This window comes from Rhodohalobacter halophilus (genome assembly GCF_001715195.1).
Lineage (GTDB): Bacteria > Bacteroidota > Rhodothermia > Balneolales > Balneolaceae > Rhodohalobacter > Rhodohalobacter halophilus.
The window spans coordinates 1-20,238 of record NZ_MDWE01000034.1 but is presented as its reverse complement, the minus strand read 5'-3'; the positions used below and the strand labels follow the sequence as shown (position 1 = coordinate 20,238).

Sequence of the window (20,238 nt, the reverse complement as noted above, 5' to 3'; positions counted from 1 at the left end):
TAACAATCTTCTTTTTGATGCGTTCTTGTAGTTACTTTTAGTACAAAAAGTCGTATTTTTGTACTTGTATTTAACCAGGTTTTTTGATTAAATACAATAACCAATAATTCTATAGCACATCACTGCATGAGCTTTCACGATTTTGACGATGGCCCTATCTGGAATGAGTTTCAGTGGGAGTCTCACCTAAACGAGATCGAGAAAAGAAGCGAACAACTTCGACGATTCATCACTTCCGATCCTAACGGAAATACACCTCGCTGGCTAATACTGCTTCAAGAAAGTATTGATGAGCTGGATGCGGTTGAAACATTTATCGAAGAAGAGCTTCTTTTGGATGACGCCTATTTCCCTGAAGATGAAGATGACTGGGAAGACGAAGAGGATGAGTGGGATGAAGATGACTTTTTCTTCCTGGATAATGAATTTCCCTTCGACCAGGATGACGATGATGACTTTGACAGCGGAGAAAGCTGGAAAGAGTTAAGTGAAGATTATGCGATGGACGAGTTTGGATCCATTGAAAATCTCGCAATCTACAAAGAGGCACTCAACTATGCCGTTGATGTTTTGAAGTGGGGCGAAACGATCAATCCTACCAAACAGTCTAAAGCCGTTCACGAATTCGTAAGCAATACACTTACCATTTCTGCAAAACTGGCCGGCGGCTACTCATTCGGGTTTGACCTTGATGTACTGGGCGGAAATATCGCTTACACAAAAAAAGCCCTCTATAGTGCTAATGAAGCACTGGCTAATCTGCAGAAATTGAAGAAAGGAAAACTACTTGACAGTGAACTCTATTTCGAATTTCACAATCGCTTGTTTGAGATCCGGAACGAGATCGGAATTTATGTTCAGGAATTAAGAGATCGATTTCATACCGGAATGGACTAATTGTAAGTTTCCTTTCCGGCTGGTCCAAACAGTTTCAGGTCAAGAGAGTACATTCCGCCGCCTTTCAATAACAGAAAAATTGAGCCGATTAGCATGGCCATATCGTTTCTGGATTCATGAATCATACTTAACAAACCGTAGTACTCCAGTTCTCTAAGGCTGAACCCCATCATCTCTACACCGAACAGAATAGGAATTTTGGTCGTAATGATTGCAAAAATCATGATGACAATCAGAGGGATTGAAGCATACCGGGTGAAAAGACCGATTAAAATCAGCAGCCCGCAAATTACTTCAAATCCACCCACCATATTGGCTGAAAATTCAGGATATGGAATACCTATAGATTCAAATCGTCCGAGGCCTCGGAGTACTGGGTAGAGAAATTTCTGAATTCCTTCAGCAATAAATACCACACCGACAAGAAAACGGATAAGTATCGTTGTTTTCTCTCCCTGTTTTCAGGTATTTATGAAATTCAAACAGAACTTTTACGATTTAACTTTTTCAATCAGTTCTTCCGGTACATCCATTTCCATTCTTAGAAGAGTAGAAGCATGTGTTTTTCCCTGTGCATCCAATTTTAAAGAAACTGTGCCACCGCCACCGAGGCTTTCATTCAAAATAAAGTTCAGAGCGCCGATATTATCCATTTCAAAACGCTCTACTTCACCTTTGCAGATATGTTTCATGTGCTCTTTCACCCTATCGGCAGTTAGCTCTTTTTTTAGATAATCATACACATCCGGATGGCGGGCGATAATCCCCACGTTACTTCCGTTGCCTTTGTCTCCGCTGCGGCCGTGTGCCAGTTCCAATAATTTTACAGTAGCCATCTCAATCGTTTTTAGTGTTCATGTTGCTTTTTACTTTACAACTCCAATTTTAAAAAGCTCTTCACCGAGCTTTTGCGCTCTCTTTTCAACTTCATCCAGTACTTCAGGGTTTATTATGGCAATTAACCCAATTCCCAAATTAAAAGTCTGACGCATATCTTCTTCATCAACATTTCCAACTTCGCGGATCAGTTCAAAAATAGCAGGTCGTTCCCAGCTATCCCATTTAATATCCAGCTCGGTTCCCTTGGGAAGAACACGTTTTGTATTTCCAATGATTCCTCCCCCCGTAATATGAGAAAATCCATTTACACCCTTTACCGATTTCAGCTCAGTTATCAACTTCAGGTATGATTTATGAACCTTGAGCATCTCTTCTCCAACCGACCGATCCAGTTTACCCGGAATGTCGTTAATCTCATATTCGCTAAACAGTACTTTTCTGGCGAGTGAATATCCGTTTGTATGCAGACCATTGCTTTTAAAGCCGATCAGTAAATCTCCTTTTTCAATTTTTGATCCATCAATCAACTCTTCCTTGTCAACCACGCCAACAATGGTTCCGGCCAGGTCAAATTCTCCTTTTTGATAGATGTCAGGCATTTCAGCCGTTTCACCGCCTATCAATGCAACACCGTTCTCTTTACAAGCCTTCGAAAAACCTTTTATGACGTTAAATCCAACGTGCTGTTCCAGTTTACCTGTAGAAAAATAGTCAAGAAAGAAGAGAGGGGTTGCTCCGCAAACAGCTATGTCATTTACACAGTGATTTACCAGGTCCTGGCCAACTGTATCAAATTTTTCAGCTTTAAAAGCTACAATCAATTTTGTACCAACTCCGTCAACACTGCTGACCAATACAGGCTGTTTATATTTTGAAAAATCTGCATTAAACAGAGCTCCAAATCCACCGATGTTGGTCAGAACATTCTCATTATGTGTCTCTTTTACAACATCTTTGATAGAATCCACAAGCTGTTCACCTGCTTTAATATCTACGCCTGAATCTTTATAGCTGAATGATTTTTTACTCACAGTATTTTTGGAAATTTTTAGTATCGAAATTTAATAGGCTTCATCTAAAAGCAGTTTAAATATAGAAATAAAGAGAGAACTCATTTTGATTTATTCTGTTTGTTATCCACAGGAATTTACGAGTAAGATGAGATTGGAAATTTGTTTTTTAGTAGTAGGCAGTGTGGATATGTTTAAAACTTTTTTATCCCTTCTTGATTGGATAATCTTTTATAAATGTGAATAACATTGTGGATAAATAGGTCAATAAAAATAAAGAGTTAACTACTACTTAGAAAAGTAATTAACATTTTATACGTTTCACACCTATCTTATGCATCTAGTCTTTCCACAGCGAAAGTTATTCTTTTTCTATGTGTACAATTCGAGATTTTTGTGAATTGGTGTGGAAAGATTTGCTTAATAATGGAAGGTTTCTGTTGTTCACATTGTTAACCAAACTTATTCACACTCTTATCCACATATGAAGATTGTCGTTCAGCGCGTAAAAAGAGCATCGGTAAAGGTAAATAACGAAGTAACCGGAAAAATTAACCGGGGGTTGATGCTGCTTGTAGGTATTCACGAATCTGATACAAAAAAGGAGATAGATTGGTGTTGTAGAAAAATATCACGACTCAGAATTTTTGAGGATGAGGAGGGTAAAATGAATAGGTCTGTTGAGGATATTAATGGCGGAATATTGGTAGTTTCGCAATTCACACTTTATGGAGATACCCGCAAGGGAACTCGTCCCAGCTTTATAGAGGCAGCGAAACCGAAAGTAGCTGAACCACTTTATGACTATATGATTGATCGGTTTAAGCAGATAACTAATCTACTAATTGAGGAAGGGAAATTTGGTGCCATGATGGAAGTGGATCTGATAAATGACGGCCCTGTCACAATTATTGTTGAGAAATAGATGTCTTTACTCTTTGTATTTATAGATGGAGTAGGGGTCGGTAAAAAGAGTGAAGAGAATCCACTGGCTACAAAAAACCTCAAATCGTTCTCTTATTTTACAGAAGCGGATGGATTACATGACGGTATCCGGCCTGTGATTCAAAAGGATAAACTTTATTTGCCCATTGATGCAAATCTGGATGTGGAGGGATTACCTCAAAGTGGAACGGGTCAGGCTACGCTTTTTTCCGGACAAAATGCTTCCAAAATAGCCGGTAAACATTTTGGTCCATTTCCTTATTCCACAACTAAATTTTTACTTGAAGAGGTTAGCCTGTTTCATCAAGCTAAACAGGAAGGACTCTCCCCACATTTTCTGAATGCCTATCCCGATATTTTCTTTAAAAAATCTGCACAAAGAAATCGATGGACCTGCACCACGCTGATGACCAAGGCATCCGGGATCAAATTAAACAGGCTGGAAGATGTATTAAAAGAGAAGGCATTGACTGCAGAGATTATTCAAAACGCATGGAGGGAAAGTCTGAACCTTGATGTACCGGAAATTACCCCGGAAGATGCTTCCATGCGTGCGTTGAATTCGTTAAAAGAGTTTGACCTGGTACTGTATGAATACTATCTGACGGATAAGATGGGCCATCAGATGGATAGAAAGAAAACGGACATCATTCTCACCATACTTGATCGATTTTTGTTTCACATGATTCAGAATATGAGTAAATCAGATACCTTGGTCATCACAAGCGATCATGGGAATATTGAAGATCTTTCCATTAAAACGCATACACGGAACCCGGTCCCTCTCTTTGTAAAAGGTGATGCGGAACCATTTAAAAATGCATCATCCATACTGGATATAACTCCTGCAATTTTGGATTCGCTGAAAAAAGATAAGGAATAAAAGAGCCCTCAACAGATGAGGGCTTTGTCTAAAATTCGAAGGAGAGGAATCAGGAGAGGGCTTCTTTGATTCGATCAAAAATTTCATCAATTGTTCCAACTCCGTTAATCTCTTTAACGGCTCCCTTTTCTTTATAATAGTTCAGAACCGGAGCGGTTTCTTTGTGATAAACACTCAATCGATTTTTGACCATTTCCGGAGTGTCATCCGAGCGTCCTTCACCGCGACTCAAAATTCGATTGATCAGCTCTTCTTCAGGTACTGTGAGTGTAAGAAATGCGTCAATCTTCTTATCGTTTTCATCAAAGAAAGAGTCGAGGGCTTTAGCCTGAGCAACGGTTCGTGGAAAACCGTCCAGAATTACGCCGTCATCATATTTTGATTTACTCAGCTCATCTTTTACCAGATCCACGACGGTTTCGTCTGGAACAAGTTCACCCGCGTCCAGAATGGATTTAACCTTTTTTCCAAGAGGCGTTTCGTTTTTGATATTTTCTCTGAAAATATTTCCGGTAGAGAGGTGAGGGATCTCAAAATGATGTTTCATTTTTTCAGCCTGAGTACCTTTCCCGGCTCCCGGAGGTCCGAAAATTATAATATTCATAATACCCTTTAATGTTTATAGTTAGCCCATTATCTCTCTGAACTGTTCAGAATGAGCCGATAGTTTTACCTAAAGTTGTGCCATAAAAAAGGCGATGTATTGGACTACATCGCCTTTAAAAATAGCAACTACTGTTTTTTATTCGGGGTCGAATCTTTTTCACGGATTCGAGCAGCTTTACCTCTTCGATCGCGCAGATAGAAGAGTTTAGAACGACGTACACGTCCTTTTTTCTTCACTTCAATTTTAGCGATAAATGGTGAGTAAAGAGGGAAAATTCTTTCTACGCCCACGCTGCCCGACATTTTACGTACGGTAAACGTTTTATTGGCACCACTTCCGCGTTCGTTAATTACAACGCCCTGGTACTGCTGAATTCGCTCTTTATCCCCTTCACGAACACGATAGTGAACGTTTACGGTATCTCCGGCTGTAAATTCCGGTAGATCGTCGCGTACAACGGTCTGTTCTACAAGTTTCAATTTATCCATGATATTGTCCTCGTTACTGGGCTTTAGTTTTTCTTTTTAAAATTTTCGTACAAATCGGGTCTTCTCTGTTTGGTTCGTTTAATCGCCATATCGGAGCGCCATTCAGCAATTTTTTTATGATCTCCGGAACGTAAAACATCCGGAACTTTCAAACCTTCGTACTCTGCCGGCCTGGTATAGACAGGCGGTTCCAGAAGGTCATCCTGGAAGGAATCGGTAAGAGCACTTTCGGCATCTCCAAGCACGCCGGGCAGCAGGCGAACAATGGCATCGGTCATAACCAATGCCGGCAATTCTCCACCGGACAGAACGAAATCACCGATGGAAAATTCTCCGGTAATCAGTTCATCCCGTACACGCTGATCAACTCCTTTATAGTGGCCACATAGAATGATGATATTTTTTTTAAGCGACAGCTTGTTTGCATCTTTCTGCTCAAACTTTTTCCCATCTGCGGCTGTAAAGAGTACATCATCATAAGTCCGTTCACTTTGCAGTTTTCGTATGCAGGAAAAAATGGGCTGAGCTGTCATCACCATTCCGGCTCCTCCTCCATAGGGGTAATCATCAATTTTATGATGTTTATCCTCTGAGTAGTCGCGCAAATCGTGGGTGTGTATTTCAACCAGGTTATTTTCTCTGGCTCGTCCCACAATACTGTGGTCGAGCGGACTTCGTAAGAGTTCCGGTACACCTGATATGATATCAATTCTAAGCATTAAGCCTCTTCTGTTAACTGATGGAGGTTTTTGCAGTAAATTGAATCAGATTCGTGATCAACACGATCAATATACTCATCTACCATTGGAATGAGGAGCGAACCGGATTGATACTTAATTTCAAGAATGGGATGAGCCGGATTTTCAAATATATCCAGCACATTTCCAATTTCCTGATTATTTGAGATGATTCTGTAGCCGATCATATCTTCCGTATCGGCCGGTTGTTCATCTCTAAGGCTTTGAAGCTCTTCTGTAACTACATAGAGAGCTTTGTTCATTGCCTTTTCCGCATCATTCCGGTCAGCGATTAAATCAAATTTTACAAAGAACGTCTGTTGATTTCTTTTCTCTTCAATCCTGCACGATTCCATTCTGGCAGGTATCAGATCAGACCGTTCATTCTTTATATAGAAGAGGTCGGACTGAACAAAAAGTCCATCAACAAAATTTTCATTTGGCTGGAAACGGATGTTGCCATCCAATCCTCTGGGCCTGCCAAAACGGCCAATTTCTGTAAACCGGTTATCCGTCAAATTACTCATAACCGGTACAGATATTTATTCTTCCTGCTTGCTGTCCCATGCACGCTGAACCGTAACACGATCTTCATCCTCAGGAACAAATCCTTTCAGATCATCAAGCGGGGTATTTTTAATATGGTCAATCGCTTCTGCAGCGGTCATATCGGTTGAAACCTGAGATACGGGCTCTTTCTTCTCTTCCTCTTCTGCCTTGGCTTCTTCCTTCTCTTCAGCAGGCTCATCTTTAGTTTCTTCCTTAGCTTCAGCTTTTTCCTCTTTTTCAGAATCGTCAGCTTTGGCCTCCTCTTTAGCAGGTGCTTCTTCCGTTTCTTCTGCTTTAGCCTCTTCCTTCTTCTCAGCTTTTTCTTCGGCAGCTTCTTCTTTCGCTTCTACTTCTTCAGAAGTCTCTTCAGCGGCTTCAGCTTTTTCCTCTTTGGCCTCTGCCTCAGCTTCAGCTTTTGCAGCCTCTTCTTTAGCTTTCTTCTGTTCGAGTTCTTTGGCAGCAGCGGCAGCTTTCTCTTCAAGCTGTTTCTTGTACTCTTTCTCTTCAGCTTTCAGAATTTCTTGCTGTTTAGCTTTTCGGCTTACGTCATCTTCTTTGTTCTTCTCTTCGCGAGCCTGTCTCCACTCATCGAGTGCAGCTTCAATCTCTTCATCACTTTTACCCCATCGCATCAGATGCATTTTGTAGAGGATTCCCTCTTTCTTAAAAATGCTGCGAACGGTGTCGCTTGGTTGTGCACCGATTTTTAGCCAATGGATTACACGTTCTTCATCATATGTGAGCTCTTTACTTTCACTCACGTTATCGAAACGGCCAAGTCTTTCAATAATTCGGCCATCACGAGGAGAACGGCTGTCAGCTACCACGATGTGGTAAAAAGGGCGTTTCTTTCTTCCTTTTCGTTGTAAGCGTATTTTAATCAATGATGTACTCCTTTAAGGTTTTGTTTGGTATATATTCTTGTTGATGTTTACCGGCGTCCAAAGGGGAGGTTTTTTAATCCTTCCATGGCGCGGCCTACTTTATTCATTTTGCTCATCGTCTTCATCATCTTCTTCATCTGTTCAAACTGCTTCATCAACTCGTTGATTTCACGAACAGACGTGCCGGATCCTTTCGCAATTCTGCGACGACGAGCACCATTTAAAAGTGAAGGATCGTGACGTTCTTCCGGCGTCATGGAGTTGATAATGGCTTCAATCGGTTTGAATGAATCTTCATCCAAATCCTGATCCTTCATTGCTTTGTCAGCACCGGGAATCATTCCAACCAAGTCGGTCAGATTTCCCATCTTTTTGATCTTCTGGATCTGATCATAAAAGTCGACCAGGTCAAATTTATCTGACTTGATCTTTTTCTGTAGTTTTTGAGCTTGCTCTTCGTCGTATTCCTTCTGAGCTTTCTCTACCAGAGAAACTACATCACCCATACCCAAAATCCGCTGAGCAAGCCGGTCTGGGTAGAATGGGGAAAGAGCATCCAGCTTTTCGCCGGTGCTCATAAACTTGATAGGTTTCTCAACAACTGAACGGATGGATAGTGCAGCACCGCCGCGGGTATCTCCGTCCATCTTTGTCAATACCACTCCATCAAAATCGATTGTGTCGTTAAACGCCTTGGCTGTGTTTACGGCATCCTGGCCAGTCATGGCGTCAACAACAAACAGAATTTCATCAGGGTTAACCGCTTTCTTGATTTCGGCTACCTCATCCATCATTTTCTCATCCACGTGCAGGCGGCCGGCGGTATCAATAATAACGGTGTCCAGTGCCAGGCTTTTTGCCATCGATACGGCTTCTTTTGCTACACGAACCGGATCTTTTTGATTGATGGAATAAACCGGCACATCAATTTCGGATGCAAGGGTTTTGAGCTGATCGATTGCAGCAGGACGATAAACGTCGGCTGCGGCTAAAATTGGATTTCGGTTATTCTCTTTTTTGAGATAACGGGCTAGTTTCCCTACAAAAGTTGTTTTTCCTGATCCTTGCAGACCTGCGATCAAAATTACGGTGGGAGGGGTATTGGCAACGGCCAGGTCAGATCGCTCTTCGCCAAGCATCTTCACCATCTCGTCATAAACAATTTTGGTGAACTGCTGGCCAGGGTTCACGGCGGTTAATACATCAGACCCCATAACCCGTTCTTTCACATCTTCGGTGAATTTTCGGGCAACTTCCAGGTTTACATCTGCATCAAGCAGGGCACGACGAATCTCGCGTACGGTCTCAGCGATATTTACATCGGTGATCTTCGACTGCCCCTTCAAGGACTGTACGGCTGATTCTATTTTAGAAGACAAATCTTCAAACATTACACAGGCACGTTTAATTAGAATATCAATAAAAGCATCGATTGATGCAGAGTCTCAAATGATACGGACATTCCCCTGAATTATCAACACAGAATCTATGAATATTTCGGTTTCTATTTAAAAAAGGCGAATAGAATCAGAACAGAAGAATATAGATGTGCCTAATACCCGGTTAAAATGGCTTGTAAGAGGTGTTTTGTTTTTTATCCCTCTTTTATACTCTCCACATTTACCAGGCCATTCCGGGTTATGGTATCCAAAATCAATGAAGTTGTCCACGATGTTTCCACATCATCCGGTTTCAATTCAATATTGTTCAGGTTGCGGGGCTTTAAAGTAATTTTAATGTTTAATTTTGTATTGTTTGTACCGGCACCATCTACACAAAAATAGGAGCGATTTTCTGAACCGCTATCTCTGCATATTTTAAATAAATCATCAAAAGTTAGCTCGGTAATGATTTCATTTTCTAAATTAATCAGATTGTGCAGCTCTGAAGTTTGATAGAGTTCATCTTGTGAATCGAATAGCTTTACAGTCATCTCATATTCACCGGTTTGTTCTCCGGTTATAATTGTGTGTAAGATGAATGCTTCCGTGGAGAGATTCCGTATTTCAACACTTTCAATTTCCATAAGTTCAGATAGGATTTCGTGCTGCACCCGAAGTTCATTTCTTATCTGTTCAGCCCTGTACTCTCCGAACCATACATATGCAATGGTGAAAATGGTTACGATTAGAAGAACGATGAGTAAATATTTTGAAAGCTTATAAAGAGACGGTTTGGTACGGGCGTTATATCCTGTAACAATAAAGAAAACTCCGGCAACGCTCAGCATCAGACCAAGGAATACAATCGGTATATTCCAGAAAATGAGAGAGGAATCAGCCTGCCCTATAGAATGAATCGCAGTATATATGTAGAACCCTACAAGTAAAAGTCCGCAGGTTACAAGTATAACACCGGTAATTACTGTTAATAAGGGGATGAAACGTTTTTGTATCATTTTATTAGTTATGCAATATTTAAGAATAAATATATGTTTTTAAATAGTTAAAATTAATGGCAGCAAATAGTGTAATATGCGTAGAACCTAAATGAATGAGATTGCAATTATGAAAACAGTTGTACAGATAGTTCTTCGTTTTAGTTTATTGCTTGTTGTGTGGAGCACGCCGGCACATGGGCAGGCAGAAGAGAGAGAATGGTATAGAGTTGAATCGATTGAAGGCAATGTTTTTTTTGGCTACCTGATTTCAGAAAATGATCAGTCTGTAGTACTCAATGTTGAGTCTGTAGGTGAAGTAACTATTCTAAGGGAGAATATTCGAAGTATGACTCAAATTGATTCCGAACGAATTATAAATGGATCTTACTATTACGAAAATCCACAAGCCACACGTTACTTTTTTGCACCTAACGCCCTGGGTCTTCCAAAAGGGAGAGGATACTATCAAAATACCTGGATCTTTTTCAACAATGTGAACTATGGTATTTCAGACAATTTCTCTCTGGGCGGTGGAATTGTACCGCTGTTTCTATTTGGCGTTTCGTCAACCCCTGTTTGGATTCTGCCCAAGGTCACGTTTCCGGTTGCTAATGAAAAGCTTCACCTTGGGGCCGGTGCAATGATTGGCGGGCTGATCGGAACGGTAACAGAATCCCTGGGCCTTTTTTACGGCGTGGGTACATTGGGCGACCGGGATAAAAATTTGACTGTGGGAATTGGGTATGGATATGCGGGTGAAGAAGTATCAAGCACACCGTTAATTAATATAAGTGGAATGATTCGGGTAAATCGCCGGCTCTATCTTCTTACAGAGAACTATTTTGTTCCAGAAACTGAAGCAGGAGGTATACTATCTGTAAGGTGCACGCTGGACAAGTGAACAGTTTGCAGTTGATTTTGGGCTCTTTCGCCCCACAGATGGAGGAGGTGATTATATAGGTATTCCCTGGCTTGGCGTAACTATACCTTTTGGAAGATAAAGACCTGAACCATCTTATTTAAGATCAGGGAACATTTTGTTTAGAGTGGCTTACAACTCCACATAATAGCCACTCGACACAAGTATGGATCAGGTTTATGAACGTATTAAAAACGGCACTACCCATTTTGATTTTCCTTACCGGGGCTTGTGCTTCTACAAATCCACCCACCCGGCAACTTACAGAAACTGAAACGGTGATTCGCCAGGCCGACCAAATAGGTGCCGGGGATTACGCTCCGCTCGAAATTCGTCAAGCCAGGCAGAAGCTGGAACAGGCTCACGCCGCATATAACAATGAAGATTATGAAGAGGCGGCAAGGCTTGCTGAGCAAGCCAAAGTAGACGCCGAACTGGCACAGATTAAAACACTTTCCGGGAAAGCCCAGCTGGCTGTTCGGGAGCTTCGGGAGAGTATCAGGCTGCTTGAGGAGGAATTGAGTAAACGTGATGGCGAAAATAAAGAGTGAAATGATATGAAGATAATGCTACGATTATTTACAATTCCAGGACTTTTACTTCTTCTAACGGCTTGCAGCGGACCGCTTGTGATGACTCCAATGCTTGAAGAAGCAGAAGCTGAATTTGAAACGGTTTCGCAAGACTCTACGGTATTGGTTTATGCACCGGTTGCCCTGGTTGAAGCAGAAGAGGAGCTGGAGCGCAGCCGGTTACTATGGGAGGCAAGGGCCGACCGCACATTGATTGATCACCATGCCTATCTGGCCAAGCAAAAAGCGGCGATTGCCAAAGAGACAGCAAACTTGAATCAGGCACAAGTAGAGATTGAGAGAGCTGAACCGGATCGACAACGCGTTCTCATCGATCTAAGAAGAGATCAGGCGTTGCGGGCTGAACAGCGTGCGGAACAGGCTCTTGAAGAGGCTCGGCGTGAACGGCAAGAAGCTGAACGAGCAAGGGAAAGGGCTGAAGAACTCGCAGCAAGAGTTAATGAACTGGAAGCACAGCAAACAGAACGCGGACTGGTACTTACATTGGGTGATGTACTCTTTGATTTTGACCGTGCAGAACTGAAGCCCGGTGGCCAGCGTGCTGTTGCCGAGCTTGCCCAATTTCTTAATGAGTATCCCGAACGAAATGTAATGATTGAGGGATTTACCGACAGTATCGGCTCGGAAGAGTATAATCAAAACCTCTCCTTGAGAAGGGCAAATTCTGTACAACGGGCATTAATTAACCGGGGAATTTCATCAAACAGGATTGAGACTGTTGGTTATGGTGTTCGCTATCCGGTAGCAACCAATCAAACAGAATCGGGACGCCAGCAAAATCGCAGGGTAGAAGTTATTATTTCGGATCAATCCGGATCTATTCCTGTAAGAGAAAACTAACTTATACCAACTGTTTACGTTTCGCCCGCCATACCATCGGGTAAAAGTACGGCCATTTATATTGCTTAATCACTCAGCTGCAGCAACCCACAATCATGAGAATTGAATGTGGCTTCTCTTTTTATATTTCGATGTGAGGGGTGAAGTAGTTATTTTCATCTCAGAACAGCAATCAACCTATTAAATCAGTTTACAGATATGTCTCAGGAAAAAGGATATGGATTATTAAAAGGAAAAAAGGGGATTATTTTCGGTGCGCTGGATGAGCGTAGTATCGCGTGGAGAATTGCCCTGGCCTGCAAGCGTGAAGGTGCAGATTTTGTATTGACCAATGCTCCGGTTGCACTGCGTCTTGGCACACTGGATGCATTGGGTGAAGAGACGAACGCCCCGATTATTCCGTGCGATGTGACCGATGATGAGGATGTTGAAGCGTTGATGAAAAAAACCAAAGAGGAGCTCGGTAGCATCGATTTTATTCTTCACGCTGTGGGAATGTCACCCAATGTTAGAAAGAAGAAAGATTATAAAGAGTTGAATTATAACTGGTATAAGCAAACACTCGATATTTCTGCCATTTCGTTGCACAGAGTTCTTCACCATGCGGAGAAGACAGGTGTTCTTAATGACGGAGCAAGCGTGGTGGCGCTTTCCTACATTGGTGCCCAGAGAATTTTCTCTAAGTACTCCGACATGAATGACGCTAAAGCGCTGCTCGAAAGTATTGCCCGAAACTATGGAAGCCGCTTGGCTGATCGCGGAATCCGGGTGAATACTGTTTCTCAGGCACCAACCAAAACATCGGCCGGATCTGGCATTAAAGGATTTGACAGCATGTATACATTTGCTGAAAAAATCGCCCCTCTTGGGAATCCGTCTGCCGATGAGTGCGCCGACTACTGTGTAACACTTTTCTCCGATCTGACCCGAAAGGTAACGATGCAAAATCTCTATCACGATGGCGGATTTGTAACCAGCGGTATTTCTGAAGAGATGATTGACGGACTCGTAAAACTCTACGCCGACGAAGAGTAAGTTCAATTTTGAGACATGGTATTTGTCATGAATCTGATATTTAAAATGTAATATCGATCGTTAGATTTTCCCCTCCTTTCTAAGGAGGGGATAGAGGGGAGGTTTTAAGAAATGATTCAACTTTCAACGGTTTGAATTGAAAAATACCTTTACTCACTTTTTTGTGTGAAATCAATTGATTAATCGAAACGCAGCTAAAATCAATCTATTCGGCCATGGCCATTAAAATCCTCGGTATCGATCCCGGCTCAAGAACCACGGGGTTTGCCATCCTGGAAGAGGAGAATGGAAAATACTGGGCGGATATTTGTGATGTAATTCGAATGGCAAAAATGGACGATCACAACGATCGCCTTCAGTTTATCTTTGATGAAATTACCAAGCTGATCAAAGAGCATAAACCTACTCAATGTGCTATAGAAACTCCGGTTTACGGAGTGGATCCGCTGGCGATGCTGAAACTGGGGCGGGCACAAGCCGCGGCCATTCTGGCTATTACCAATCAGAAAATTCCGGTCTCTGAGTACTACCCCAAAGCGGTGAAAAAGGCGATAACCGGGAATGGAAATGCAAGCAAAGAACAGGTTGCCTTTATGCTGGAGCGCCTGATGACGTTGCCTGATAAGAAATTAAAAGACGACGCCACAGATGCCCTGGCGGTAGCATGGTGTCATCACACCAAAACCGGACATTTACCGGCTAAGCAGCTCAAAAAGAAGATGCATCAAAATAATAGCAAATCGAGCTGGGCTGCTTTTGTGGATGCAAATCCCGATCGTGTAAAAGAACATTGATCCTCAATATTAAACGACATTTTTTATGATTGCCTTTCTGAACGGAATTCTTCACAGTAAATCGGAAGAGGAGTGCATAATTGATGTGCAGGGAGTTGGCTATCGGGTGGAGATTTCAAGCCAAACGTTGCAGACATTGCCCGAAACCGGGAAGGAGATTCGAATTTTAATCTATCATCATATTACCGACAACGACCAGCGGCTGTTTGGGTTTGCCTCATCCAAAGAGAAAAACTTGTTTGAACGATTGATTACCGTAAAGGGAATCGGGCCAAAATTGGGTTTAACGATTTTGTCGGGGATGCCGGCAGCAAACCTGATGGAAGCGATTGTAACCCAAAATACAGCGGCACTTTCCAAAATTTCCGGTATAGGTAAAAAAACGGCAGAACGAATGTGTCTGGAGCTGAAAGACAAGCTATTCGATGAAAATCAGCCATCAGTGGCCACCGGCTCAACCGAGCAGAGAAGCAGATTCGAGGAGGCTACTTCTGCTTTGGAGGCGCTTGGATTTAAAAAGCGGGATGCTGAACAGGCAGTACAAAAAATTGCGGCTGCCAATCCAAAAATTTCAGTTTCGGATATTGTGAAGAGTGCGTTGAGCTCGATGAACAGATAATATTTACTTAACACAAAATGGTTATCATGTAAGTGTTCTTACTCCGTTACGTGAGAACCATAATTCAAACTAAGTTTATTTGATTTGTCAAAACAAACCATTCTTGTCGTTGATGATGAACAGGATTTACTCGATCTGATCGAGTATAACCTGAAGAAAGAGGGATACAATGTACTGAAGGCCGAAAATGGCGTTCAGGGATTGGAAATGGCGAATGAGCACAAACCCAGCTTGGTGCTTCTGGATATTATGATGCCGAAAATGGATGGCATACAGGTATGCGAAAAAATGAGGTCGAGTCCAGACCTTAAGGGAATTCCGGTGATTTTTCTGACTGCCCGAAGTGATGAAAAAACAGAGGTGGAGGGATTGGATACCGGAGCGGATGATTATGTTACTAAGCCGATCAGCACAACAAAGCTGCTTTCAAGAATTAAAGCTGTACTTCGCAGATACGATGAAACCGAAGAAGAGGTAAATAAACTGGTCGTTCACGATCTCGAAATCGATAAGGACCGTTACATCGTTACCCGGGGCGAAGAAGAGTTTCAGCTTCCGCGAAAAGAGTTTGAGCTGCTCTACTATCTGGCGAGCCGTAAAGGGAAAGTTCGCGACCGGCAAACCTTGCTCAATAAAGTTTGGGGTGATAACATCTATGTTGTTGATCGAACCGTGGACGTTCATGTTCGTAAAATCCGTGAAAAACTGGGCGATCACTATATTGAAACGGTAAAAGGGGTCGGTTACCGATTTAAGGATTAAAGGGAGAATCGTTGAAAAAAAACTTTTTTTCTGCCATATCTCTCCGCACCGCGGGAATATCATCGATGGTTATTGCGCCGACGATTTCGCTGCTTATCTGGTACATCATTGGGTTGAGTTCATTTGATGCCCTTCTTCTGTTTGTGATACTTTTCGCAATTGTATTTGCCATTATTTATCTGGTTTCGGCATATCTGCACAATTCAAGAGTCAATCAGCTTACTCGAATCATCAAAAACATATCGCATAAGCAGTTTGAGGTGTATGATGATATTCAGCTACAAAAAAATGACGAGCTGGATGATTTGATTAAACAGACCATCCGTGCAAGCCGGATGGTGGAGAAAGAGCTGATCCGCCTTAATAAGATTGAAAATTACCGGAAGGAGTTTATCGGTGATATTTCTCACGAATTAAAAACGCCGATATTTGCCATTCAGGGTTTTATCGAAACTCTGCTGAACGGAGCCATTCATGATGATGAAGTGAATGAGGTATTTCTTCATAAAGCCATGCGTAATGTGAACCGGCTTACCTATTTGACGAAAGATTTGATGGAGATTTCCCGGCTTGAAACAGGCGAGTTAAAAACCAATATCCAGGAGGTATTTCTTCGGGATTTGATAATGGATGTGGTCGAAAGCCTGCAGTTTAAAGCTCAAAAAGAGAATATTGAGCTTGTTTTACATGATTTTGACAAAAATATTCAGATCCGGGCTGATCGTAACCAGATTAAACAGGTACTGGTGAATTTGATTGAAAACGCCATCAAGTATAACAAAGAGAATGGAAAAGTTGAGATAGGAGTAACTGTACTCAATCGGGATAAAGTTGAGCTTTTTGTGAAAGACACAGGTATCGGTATAGACCCGAAAGATATTGAACGGGTAACCGAACGCTTTTACAGGGTGGATAAATCGAGATCCAGGGAGAAGGGCGGAACAGGGCTCGGTCTCTCTATTGTAAAGCACATCATTGAGGCACACGGCGAGAAACTCACCATTGAAAGCGAACCTGAGAAAAGCTCTACGTTTCGTTTTACACTCTCACGCGTTTCTCACGTTTCGGTTTGATCCTCTTTTTTCTACCTTTCTGAGGCAATTCATCCGGTAACTTAGGGGTGGAATCTGCAATTGATGGAAATGCCTTAACAAGTAAAATCAAGACTATTTATGACCTACGCTGTAATTATGGCCGGTGGATCCGGAACAAGGTTTTGGCCGAAAAGCACCAAAGCACTACCCAAACAATTTCTAAACCTGTTTGGTGAAAAGACGATGATTCAGGAGACGGTGGCACGGCTGAAAGGTGCCATTGAGACGGAGAATGTTCTGGTGGTAACCAACGATAACTATGTTCCAATAGTAAAAAGACAGCTTCCCGAAGTTCCGGAAAAATTCATTATAGGTGAACCGGTAGCCAAGAATACAGCACCCTGTGTTGCCGCAGCTGCAGCCATTATGAACAAGATGGACCCGGATTCGGTGATGGTTGTATTGCCGGCAGATCATCAGATCAAAAATGAGAAAGCGTTTCTGAATATTCTGAACACTGCGATTGATACCGCAAAACGGGAGGATTCTCTCGTCACAATTGGAATTCAGCCCAATCGACCGGAAACCGGATACGGTTACATATGCTACAATGAAAAGAGCATAATCAGTGTGGGGGAGAACCCTGTCTATTCAGTGAAAAATTTTACTGAGAAACCGGATCGAAAAACGGCAGATAAGTTTCTTTCTGATGGAAACTACCTCTGGAATAGCGGAATGTTTATCTGGAAAACAGAAACCATTTTGAATGCTTTTAAGAAATATCTGCCTGAGGTTTTTAAATTGACGGAAAAGCTTCAAAATTCTGATTTAAATCAAGAAGATATCAACCAGTTTTACCAGGCGTGTCCGTCCATTTCCATTGATTATGGAATTATGGAAAAGGCCGAGAAGGTGCACGTAGTGCCCGGCGAATTTGGGTGGAATGATGTAGGGAGCTGGACGGCTGTTCATGAACTTTCAGAAAAAGATGATAACGGAAACGCGATTGGAAGTGCTAAGATCTGCTTTGTGGATTCATCTCAAAATTTAGTTCAAACCGACAGTGGAAAATTAGTTTCCCTCGTTGGGGTTGATAATGTAGCCGTAGTAGAAACGAAAAAGGCAATTCTGGTTGTAAACCTGAAAAAAGCGCAGGGAGTTAAACAGGTGGTTGAAGAGCTGAAGTCAAACCCCGATCTGAAAGAATTTCTCTGATTAGACCGTGATTTCCATCTGGTCGTAGGCCAGTTGTACGTGATCGGGGAGTTGTTTATTCGACTCCTCATGATCAACAAAGCCATTCATGTGGATGAGATAGGTTTGAGGGATTTCAAGTTCATCTGCAATTTGAACTGCTTCAGGAATGGTAAGATGAGTAGGGTGTTCCGGTTGCCAGCGCAGTCCGCTTAAAACCATAACTCTGCTACCCTTTACCAGCTCTTTGGTAGATTCCGGAATAGATTTAACATCCGTCAAATAGGAGATCTCATTAATGCGATAACCCTGAACCTGAATACGGCCGTGATTGTAAGGGAGCGGTGTGATGGTCAGATCCCGAAAGGTTGTCCTGCTATCGATTACTGAAATATCCACGGATGTGGAGCCGGGATACCTGTTTTCGCCAAACATGTAGTTGAAGCGAGTCAGAATAGAGTTTTTTGTCTGTTCGGACGTGAAGAGTGGTATGGCCCCTTTCTGTGTATAATTAAAGGCTCTCAGGTCATCCAATCCTGCAATGTGATCCATGTGTTCATGGGTAATCAACACCAGGTCGATCTGTTTTACTCCGGACCGGATTGTTTGAATCCGAAATTCCGGTCCGGTATCAATAATCACTGAGGATTTATCGGTTTTAATCCACATCGAACATCGGGTTCGTTCATTTCGCGGATCACCTTTGATGTGGTCTGAACCGAAACCGCCTGCAACCGGAACGCCCATGGATGTTCCGGTACCTAAAAATGTACACTTCATCATAAATCAGAGCTCTTCAGTTATATCCTCTTCTTTGAATCTCTGCAGTCTGTCCCAGATTTTTTCCAGTTCCTTCCGAACAGCCGGTTTAATGTAGGTTTCATCCGTGTTGAGGTTTCTCAGTACCCGTGCTAAAATAGCAGTTTGCGACTCAAGCGGTTTATTCTTGTTGATGACGATCAATTTGTCACCTTCAATTACACACTGATCCCCGCGAAATGCACCTCTCTCTTTTCGGATGGTATACCCTCCTTTTTCGCAAAGCGATTCTAACTCAAGTAACAACGTTTCTGTTTTCATTAGAAGATGAGTCCGATTGAAAATGAGTGGGATGTATAATCGTAATCATTTTGATCACCGTCAATGTCATATCGCCTGAAATCGAAATGATAACCAACAGAGAGCCCTTTATCCCCAAATAAGTTTCGGAATAAGAGATGGGTTCTGCCATCTGTCCGGAACAGACTCCCGCCAAACAGGTTCCCTTGCGAAAAACTGAATCCATAGTTTGGAGTTCCTTTCACAGAGAAATCTATATTTTCTGCAATTCGAACATCGGCCATCAATCCTGCACCAAATATGAATGAACTCTGTTGAAACTCGGAATCAATGTTGTTTCTCTGAACTCTTTTCAGGTCGGTGGTTATTTGAATGGGAGCCCGAAGGATGAATGAACGGTCATCATTCATATAAAGGTTGAGGTTGTTGTGTAACCGTCCGACTACATTCACATAGCTGTTGCTATCCATTCCTGATAATCTGCCACCGAAACCGAGACCAACATCTATTCCGGGACTTTCGAGTCTGATTCTGTAAATATTGTCATTAAAACTGTAGTCATCATTAAGGTTTATCCCGGATTGACGGTTATTGAAATCGCCAATTTCCCACCCGGCACTTATCGTCGTGTATAGGCCTAATGGTTGCACTCGATTCGGTGATGAATCTTCTACAGAGAACATCTGTGCAGTGACGGATAAAGGGCTGATAGCAAACAGGAATAGAAGTAAAAGTCCAACGGTATATTTCTTCATTTTTATAAATATTTACTGGGAATGATATTGAGTAAGGAAATGGTTCAACAATAAATCAAATGTATGTATCTATGAAAACAATATCTCTTTTAATTGGTTCACTAATTTTTATGACTTTACATATAGAAAGTACGCTTTATCAATTTGAAATGAAGTCTCTGTCGGGTGATGAAATATCACTATCTCAATACGAGGGGAACGTGTTACTTATTGTAAATACAGCATCTGAATGCGGATATACGCCTCAGTACAAAGAACTTCAGGAGTTGTACGAAGAGTATGAGGGTAAAGGGTTTTATGTTCTGGGATTCCCTGCAAACAATTTTGGTGGGCAGGAGCCGGGCAGTGATGAAGAAATTGCACAATTTTGTGAAATGAACTATGGTGTGACATTTCCCATGTTTTCAAAAATAT

General features: G+C 42.0%; 26 protein-coding genes. 13 read left to right on the top strand and 13 right to left on the bottom strand.

All coding sequences use genetic code 11. The features are described from left to right. The first annotated feature begins 126 nt into the window (after nucleotides 1-126). The gene (locus BG260_RS14185) at nucleotides 127-897 is read left to right on the top strand and encodes a hypothetical protein (protein ID WP_069132109.1); all 771 of its coding nucleotides are present in this window, start codon (nucleotides 127-129) and stop codon (nucleotides 895-897) included. Here BG260_RS14185 and BG260_RS09640 read toward each other — a convergent pair. From BG260_RS09640 to purM, 3 genes are all read right to left on the bottom strand, one after another. Then, nucleotides 894-1,313, bottom strand: coding sequence for a DoxX family protein (locus tag BG260_RS09640; protein WP_218089758.1), 420 nt, complete (start codon nucleotides 1,311-1,313; stop codon nucleotides 894-896). The two genes, BG260_RS14185 and BG260_RS09640, sit on opposite strands and share 4 nt — an antisense overlap. Before the next feature lie 75 nt (nucleotides 1,314-1,388). After that, nucleotides 1,389-1,733, bottom strand: coding sequence for an AtuA-related protein (locus BG260_RS09635; RefSeq protein ID WP_069132105.1), 345 nt, complete (start codon nucleotides 1,731-1,733; stop codon nucleotides 1,389-1,391). 30 nt (nucleotides 1,734-1,763) lie between these two features. Beyond that, nucleotides 1,764-2,768 (bottom strand): phosphoribosylformylglycinamidine cyclo-ligase, encoded by a 1,005-nt coding sequence (gene purM / locus BG260_RS09630; protein ID WP_069132103.1) that lies wholly within the window; start codon nucleotides 2,766-2,768, stop codon nucleotides 1,764-1,766. A 463-nt stretch (nucleotides 2,769-3,231) separates the two neighbouring features. Here purM and dtd point away from each other — a divergent pair, with 463 nt between their 5' ends. Together dtd and BG260_RS09620 are read left to right on the top strand one after the other, a co-directional pair. Beyond that, entirely contained in the window at nucleotides 3,232-3,672 is a 441-nt protein-coding gene (gene dtd, locus BG260_RS09625; RefSeq protein ID WP_069132101.1) for a D-aminoacyl-tRNA deacylase, read from the top strand. Next, entirely contained in the window at nucleotides 3,673-4,575 is a 903-nt protein-coding gene (locus tag BG260_RS09620) for an alkaline phosphatase family protein (protein ID WP_069132096.1), read from the top strand. Nucleotides 4,576-4,624: 49 nt separating this feature from the next. Here the strand turns inward: BG260_RS09620 and BG260_RS09615 are convergent, their stop codons facing one another. The 7 genes from BG260_RS09615 to BG260_RS09585 form a co-directional block, all read right to left on the bottom strand. Next, on the bottom strand, nucleotides 4,625-5,179 hold the full coding sequence (locus BG260_RS09615) for an adenylate kinase (RefSeq protein ID WP_069132094.1): 555 nt from the start codon (nucleotides 5,177-5,179) through the stop codon (nucleotides 4,625-4,627). 128 nt (nucleotides 5,180-5,307) lie between these two features. Further along, nucleotides 5,308-5,670 carry a 50S ribosomal protein L19 gene (rplS, locus tag BG260_RS09610; protein WP_069132092.1) on the bottom strand — a complete coding sequence of 121 codons (363 nt, stop codon included), beginning with the start codon at nucleotides 5,668-5,670 and terminating at the stop codon, nucleotides 5,308-5,310. Nucleotides 5,671-5,693: 23 nt separating this feature from the next. Next, entirely contained in the window at nucleotides 5,694-6,389 is a 696-nt protein-coding gene (gene trmD, locus BG260_RS09605) for a tRNA (guanosine(37)-N1)-methyltransferase TrmD (protein ID WP_069132090.1), read from the bottom strand. After that, nucleotides 6,389-6,934 carry a ribosome maturation factor RimM gene (gene rimM / locus BG260_RS09600; RefSeq protein WP_069132088.1) on the bottom strand — a complete coding sequence of 182 codons (546 nt, stop codon included), beginning with the start codon at nucleotides 6,932-6,934 and terminating at the stop codon, nucleotides 6,389-6,391. The genes trmD and rimM overlap by 1 nt, the downstream gene beginning before the upstream one ends. A 15-nt stretch (nucleotides 6,935-6,949) precedes the next feature. Then, entirely contained in the window at nucleotides 6,950-7,840 is an 891-nt protein-coding gene (rpsP, locus tag BG260_RS14545; RefSeq protein ID WP_069132086.1) for a 30S ribosomal protein S16, read from the bottom strand. 47 nt (nucleotides 7,841-7,887) lie between these two features. Beyond that, nucleotides 7,888-9,231 (bottom strand): signal recognition particle protein, encoded by a 1,344-nt coding sequence (gene ffh, locus BG260_RS09590; protein ID WP_069132084.1) that lies wholly within the window; start codon nucleotides 9,229-9,231, stop codon nucleotides 7,888-7,890. A gap of 203 nt (nucleotides 9,232-9,434) precedes the next feature. Then, a complete protein-coding gene (locus BG260_RS09585) occupies nucleotides 9,435-10,238 on the bottom strand; it encodes a hypothetical protein (RefSeq protein ID WP_069132081.1) in 804 nt (267 codons plus the stop codon). 109 nt (nucleotides 10,239-10,347) lie between these two features. On the opposite strand from BG260_RS09585, the gene BG260_RS09580 reads away from it, so the two are divergent. From BG260_RS09580 to BG260_RS09540, 9 genes are all read left to right on the top strand, one after another. After that, the gene (locus BG260_RS09580) at nucleotides 10,348-11,121 is read left to right on the top strand and encodes a hypothetical protein (protein ID WP_218089757.1); all 774 of its coding nucleotides are present in this window, start codon (nucleotides 10,348-10,350) and stop codon (nucleotides 11,119-11,121) included. A 197-nt stretch (nucleotides 11,122-11,318) separates the two neighbouring features. Continuing rightward, nucleotides 11,319-11,690, top strand: a complete 372-nt coding sequence (locus tag BG260_RS09575; protein ID WP_069132079.1) for a DUF4398 domain-containing protein — start codon at nucleotides 11,319-11,321, stop codon at nucleotides 11,688-11,690. Between the two features lie 6 nt (nucleotides 11,691-11,696). Continuing rightward, entirely contained in the window at nucleotides 11,697-12,572 is an 876-nt protein-coding gene (locus tag BG260_RS09570) for an OmpA family protein (protein WP_069132078.1), read from the top strand. 198 nt (nucleotides 12,573-12,770) lie between these two features. Beyond that, nucleotides 12,771-13,607, top strand: coding sequence for an enoyl-ACP reductase FabI (locus BG260_RS09565; RefSeq protein WP_069132076.1), 837 nt, complete (start codon nucleotides 12,771-12,773; stop codon nucleotides 13,605-13,607). A 215-nt stretch (nucleotides 13,608-13,822) separates the two neighbouring features. Beyond that, on the top strand, nucleotides 13,823-14,401 hold the full coding sequence (gene ruvC, locus BG260_RS09560) for a crossover junction endodeoxyribonuclease RuvC (RefSeq protein WP_083750231.1): 579 nt from the start codon (nucleotides 13,823-13,825) through the stop codon (nucleotides 14,399-14,401). Between the two features lie 25 nt (nucleotides 14,402-14,426). Next, complete coding sequence (gene ruvA / locus BG260_RS09555) at nucleotides 14,427-15,020, top strand: Holliday junction branch migration protein RuvA (RefSeq protein WP_069132074.1); 594 nt, start codon at nucleotides 14,427-14,429, stop codon at nucleotides 15,018-15,020. A gap of 84 nt (nucleotides 15,021-15,104) precedes the next feature. Then, complete coding sequence (locus tag BG260_RS09550; RefSeq protein ID WP_069132072.1) at nucleotides 15,105-15,782, top strand: response regulator transcription factor; 678 nt, start codon at nucleotides 15,105-15,107, stop codon at nucleotides 15,780-15,782. 11 nt (nucleotides 15,783-15,793) lie between these two features. Further along, nucleotides 15,794-16,855: a sensor histidine kinase gene (locus BG260_RS09545; protein WP_069132070.1), complete on the top strand. Its 1,062-nt coding sequence runs from the start codon at nucleotides 15,794-15,796 to the stop codon at nucleotides 16,853-16,855. 99 nt (nucleotides 16,856-16,954) lie between these two features. Next, complete coding sequence (locus tag BG260_RS09540; RefSeq protein WP_069132068.1) at nucleotides 16,955-18,031, top strand: mannose-1-phosphate guanylyltransferase; 1,077 nt, start codon at nucleotides 16,955-16,957, stop codon at nucleotides 18,029-18,031. Here the strand turns inward: BG260_RS09540 and BG260_RS09535 are convergent, their stop codons facing one another. From BG260_RS09535 to BG260_RS09525, 3 genes are read right to left on the bottom strand one after another with little or no spacing between them, the layout of a single operon-like run. After that, complete coding sequence (locus BG260_RS09535) at nucleotides 18,032-18,793, bottom strand: MBL fold metallo-hydrolase (protein ID WP_245683941.1); 762 nt, start codon at nucleotides 18,791-18,793, stop codon at nucleotides 18,032-18,034. 3 nt (nucleotides 18,794-18,796) lie between these two features. Beyond that, nucleotides 18,797-19,090 carry a hypothetical protein gene (locus BG260_RS09530; protein ID WP_069132066.1) on the bottom strand — a complete coding sequence of 98 codons (294 nt, stop codon included), beginning with the start codon at nucleotides 19,088-19,090 and terminating at the stop codon, nucleotides 18,797-18,799. Continuing rightward, nucleotides 19,090-19,824 (bottom strand): hypothetical protein, encoded by a 735-nt coding sequence (locus BG260_RS09525; RefSeq protein ID WP_069132064.1) that lies wholly within the window; start codon nucleotides 19,822-19,824, stop codon nucleotides 19,090-19,092. The genes BG260_RS09530 and BG260_RS09525 overlap by 1 nt, the downstream gene beginning before the upstream one ends. A gap of 149 nt (nucleotides 19,825-19,973) precedes the next feature. Here BG260_RS09525 and BG260_RS09520 point away from each other — a divergent pair. After that, nucleotides 19,974-20,238 (top strand): redoxin domain-containing protein (locus BG260_RS09520; protein WP_408005561.1); only part of this gene is annotated, 265 nt, incomplete at its 3' end.

What these genes read in the sequence shown, in the direction of transcription:
- BG260_RS14185 (WP_069132109.1), top strand. Translation starts at nt 127, where the DNA reads ATGAGCTTTCACGATTTTGACGATGGCCCTATCTGGAATGAGTTTCAG.
- BG260_RS09635 (WP_069132105.1), bottom strand. Translation starts at nt 1,733, where the DNA reads ATGGCTACTGTAAAATTATTGGAACTGGCACACGGCCGCAGCGGAGAC.
- dtd (WP_069132101.1), top strand. Translation starts at nt 3,232, where the DNA reads ATGAAGATTGTCGTTCAGCGCGTAAAAAGAGCATCGGTAAAGGTAAAT.
- BG260_RS09620 (WP_069132096.1), top strand. Translation starts at nt 3,673, where the DNA reads ATGTCTTTACTCTTTGTATTTATAGATGGAGTAGGGGTCGGTAAAAAG.
- BG260_RS09615 (WP_069132094.1), bottom strand. Translation starts at nt 5,179, where the DNA reads ATGAATATTATAATTTTCGGACCTCCGGGAGCCGGGAAAGGTACTCAG.
- rplS (WP_069132092.1), bottom strand. Translation starts at nt 5,670, where the DNA reads ATGGATAAATTGAAACTTGTAGAACAGACCGTTGTACGCGACGATCTA.
- trmD (WP_069132090.1), bottom strand. Translation starts at nt 6,389, where the DNA reads ATGCTTAGAATTGATATCATATCAGGTGTACCGGAACTCTTACGAAGT.
- rimM (WP_069132088.1), bottom strand. Translation starts at nt 6,934, where the DNA reads ATGAGTAATTTGACGGATAACCGGTTTACAGAAATTGGCCGTTTTGGC.
- ffh (WP_069132084.1), bottom strand. Translation starts at nt 9,231, where the DNA reads ATGTTTGAAGATTTGTCTTCTAAAATAGAATCAGCCGTACAGTCCTTG.
- BG260_RS09585 (WP_069132081.1), bottom strand. Translation starts at nt 10,238, where the DNA reads ATGATACAAAAACGTTTCATCCCCTTATTAACAGTAATTACCGGTGTT.
- BG260_RS09580 (WP_218089757.1), top strand. Translation starts at nt 10,348, where the DNA reads ATGAAAACAGTTGTACAGATAGTTCTTCGTTTTAGTTTATTGCTTGTT.
- BG260_RS09575 (WP_069132079.1), top strand. Translation starts at nt 11,319, where the DNA reads ATGAACGTATTAAAAACGGCACTACCCATTTTGATTTTCCTTACCGGG.
- BG260_RS09570 (WP_069132078.1), top strand. Translation starts at nt 11,697, where the DNA reads ATGAAGATAATGCTACGATTATTTACAATTCCAGGACTTTTACTTCTT.
- BG260_RS09565 (WP_069132076.1), top strand. Translation starts at nt 12,771, where the DNA reads ATGTCTCAGGAAAAAGGATATGGATTATTAAAAGGAAAAAAGGGGATT.
- ruvC (WP_083750231.1), top strand. Translation starts at nt 13,823, where the DNA reads ATGGCCATTAAAATCCTCGGTATCGATCCCGGCTCAAGAACCACGGGG.
- ruvA (WP_069132074.1), top strand. Translation starts at nt 14,427, where the DNA reads ATGATTGCCTTTCTGAACGGAATTCTTCACAGTAAATCGGAAGAGGAG.
- BG260_RS09540 (WP_069132068.1), top strand. Translation starts at nt 16,955, where the DNA reads ATGACCTACGCTGTAATTATGGCCGGTGGATCCGGAACAAGGTTTTGG.
- BG260_RS09535 (WP_245683941.1), bottom strand. Translation starts at nt 18,793, where the DNA reads ATGATGAAGTGTACATTTTTAGGTACCGGAACATCCATGGGCGTTCCG.
- BG260_RS09530 (WP_069132066.1), bottom strand. Translation starts at nt 19,090, where the DNA reads ATGAAAACAGAAACGTTGTTACTTGAGTTAGAATCGCTTTGCGAAAAA.
- BG260_RS09525 (WP_069132064.1), bottom strand. Translation starts at nt 19,824, where the DNA reads ATGAAGAAATATACCGTTGGACTTTTACTTCTATTCCTGTTTGCTATC.